The sequence below is a fragment of the Burkholderia alba genome, assembly GCF_034721475.1.
Lineage (GTDB): Bacteria > Pseudomonadota > Gammaproteobacteria > Burkholderiales > Burkholderiaceae > Burkholderia > Burkholderia alba.
This window is the reverse complement of sequence record NZ_JAWJWL010000106.1, coordinates 1-2,893: the sequence shown is the minus strand read 5'-3', so window position 1 is coordinate 2,893 and position 2,893 is coordinate 1. Positions and strand designations below refer to the sequence as shown.

At 50.8% G+C, this 2,893-nt stretch carries 2 protein-coding genes; one reads left to right on the top strand and one right to left on the bottom strand.

The window, feature by feature from the left end:
• Window positions 1–250, top strand: a 250-nt coding sequence (locus RZR99_RS32490) for a hypothetical protein (RefSeq protein WP_323123783.1), incomplete at its 5' end; no start/stop codon positions are given.
• Window positions 251–344: 94 nt separating this feature from the next.
• Here the strand turns inward: RZR99_RS32490 and RZR99_RS32485 are convergent.
• Complete coding sequence (locus RZR99_RS32485) at window positions 345–2,132, bottom strand: S53 family peptidase (protein ID WP_323123782.1); 1,788 nt, start codon at window positions 2,130–2,132, stop codon at window positions 345–347.
• Between the last annotated feature and the right edge of the window lie 761 nt (window positions 2,133–2,893).

Genomic DNA, 2,893 nt, shown 5'->3' with positions numbered 1-2,893 from the left:
TCACGGCCCCTTGTTCGTTGAGCAACTCTCTCAACCTTCCGTCGTCATTTACCCGCGCTTTTACGTCGCCGTCAACAAGCACTTCGAGCAGGTTGTTGAACCGCGTAGGCAGATTCAGCGTGGGCGGTGGTCCGCGACGGCCCACGCTGAGATGTGGCAAGACAACTGGCTCAAACTGCGCCAGGCCCAATTTCGTTGGAATTGGCTGCGGGCATGGGGTTATCGTCATTCGCTGCGCTCAGAGATCTAAACGTTTGCCGATCGTGCTACTCCGGCCGGAACTTCAGTCCTGGTGCGGCTCGCAGACAAATTCGAGCACATCGGAAAACTAGCGACCAGTTGTATCAGTTCGGGGGAGTATTGGTGGATTTGATAAAACCAGGGTTGGCCGCAATAAAGTCGTTTACCGCCTGGATGTCGAAACTGCCCCAGCCTGTTGCATTGTCGCGACCTGCCGTAGCCGAGTAGTAGCCATTGTTGCCGGTGGTAACGTCATGGAACGGGAACGTACTGGCATATGTATAGATCGCCGGAGCGGCAAACCCCATGCCATTGTTGTTCGCGGATTCCAAGCGGGCCCAAGCGCCGACAAATAGCGGTGCGGCCAAACTAGTGCCGCCGTTCACATAGCCGAACTGCGATTTCGCGATGCCCGAGGTTGTACTCTGCGTCAAATACATGGCGATACCCGAATTCGTCCAATCAGCATCGAATGCAAGGTCTGGCAGTTCGCGATTAAGATAGGTGCTCGATTGCCAACTTGGAGTAGGTTCCGAGCCGCTGACACCCCCTCCGCTATAAGGCCACACTGCCTCCGAAATGTAGGCATCAGACGTACTGGTATTCAGTGTGGTGCCGCCGACTGCCACGACATAGGGTGAACTGGCTGGATAATTCACCGAGAGGGCTTTGTTGGTACTGTAGGAGCCGTTCTCAGGGGCTGAGCCGTCCGTGTTCAGACAAGAATAGGTCCCATTATCGCCAGTTGCCGCGACGAATGTCTGACCCTGCGTCACACCAAGCTTGAATGCGGAGTCTGCCCAGCTAGGTACGCCGTCACACTCGGGCAAACCCCAGGACATATTGATTACCTTGGCGGAGTTGTCACTGACGGCCTTATTGATAACGGATAGCAGAGAAGCGTTGGTATTTCCCGTTGAGTTGTATTTCCCGCTCAACCAGTTGTAGGTCGCGTTACCTCCAGATGTATAGAAAATCAGTTTCTTGACCCCTCCACTTATGCCGACGATTGCCTGTGCATCCATACCCCATTCACCTTGGCCCGTATCGTCGTTACTGCTCGCGGTCGAGGTCGATACGATTGCGGTCGGCACCGCGGTTAGTTTTTGACTCGTTTCCATGTTGGTCAGATCGTTGACCGCATTGGTCATACTACCCCAACCGATGATCGCGACCGTCGTATTGGTAGCGGCTGGCGTCGTCCCGGCGTGATAGACCGTAGCGAACTCTTGCGGCGCATATGCGGGCTTACCCGAGGTCGTTGTGAGATAGGCAGGGTGTTCGACCGAGAAAGTGCGGACCTTGTGTAGTGTCTGAAGACCAAGCACATGATCGACCTGCCCACTTAATGCCGCCGGAATCTGGACATCCGTGGTGTTAGCGATGCCGCTATGGCCGTTGCGAGTATAGTGTGCGATTTCTGTACGAAATGCATTGCGTGCTGCACCGACCGTACCATCGGCGGTTACCACCAGATTATTTGGTGCGATTTGCACATTGGCGAAGCCTTGTTTGGTCAAATAATCCGCCACGGCCTGAGCCTGCTTCAGTGTCGGCGCGTAAGCTGCCGTGCTTTCTTGATTGCTCAAGAAATGGTGATATGACGAACTACCGCGTCGATATAGTTCATGAATATAATTATTCATGGCACTTTCATTACGCAATTTTAATGAAATGGCAATCGATACGGGCTCCTGATCCGTTGCGTTACCGTCGAATGTCGCGCCAAGAGTATTGGCTGCATGGGTACGAGTCATCACCCAAGAAGGACCAGATGCACTTTGTGTCGGCGCAGCGATCGAAACTGTCTGTACACCGAAAGCCAAAGTTAGTGCCGTGAAGAGACGTCCACGCCTTGAAACAAGCGGCACTCCATTTGCATGATTTTCCATTGCAATGTACTCCTAATAAATTTAATTAGTGATTGGAAAAATATCAATAAACACTTCGCGGCCGGATTGTTTTGAAATGTCCTCTCGGTGCTTTTTTACAAAAATATTTCTTTGTTTGGTTTTTGTAATAATTAATTTGTATTGCTGATGAAGAATATCAACAAAAAATTTCATCAGTCAAACTTTTTTTGACTGATGAAAAAATGCACAAATTCAATGCACACTAGCGGATAATTTTTGTGAAAATCACTAGTGTATTGCATTAATTAATGCGTACAAAGAATCAAAAATTGCATTACGCTCCAATCGACAACTAATCGGACATAATAAATTAAGCGACCGCCCTTGGTCGCCAGGAATTGAAGCTGAATTGTAAGTATCTGATCACGACCGTTTTAGAGGGTTGACCGGGATTCATAAAAATCCGCCACATCTTTGACTAAGATACTGATTTAAAATAACAATATCAGTCGGATTGAGCGAAAAACCCGGGCCGCAGCAGGTAGTCGCTGAGCCTGGTTGATATGCCCGTCACGCCAGGTTGCTCCAGCCATCCCAGCAGTCGGTTCTGTCGCATTAGTGGAGGGCAAGTAGAATGGTCGACTTCGAAGAACTGAGCCCTCACCGATGCGCCTTGCAATGAAGATACCGCGAAAGAACTTGCCCGCAGGACTCGCCAGGACTCGCCTCATCGTCAATCCGTCGTGGCTCACCACGTAATCCACCACGTCTCGTCTCAGCGCGGGCCGGGCCACTTTTTT

Bases quoted from the DNA above. Each gene is read 5' to 3' on its own strand.
- RZR99_RS32485 (WP_323123782.1), bottom strand. From the start codon at position 2,132: ATGGAAAATCATGCAAATGGAGTGCCGCTTGTTTCAAGGCGTGGACGT.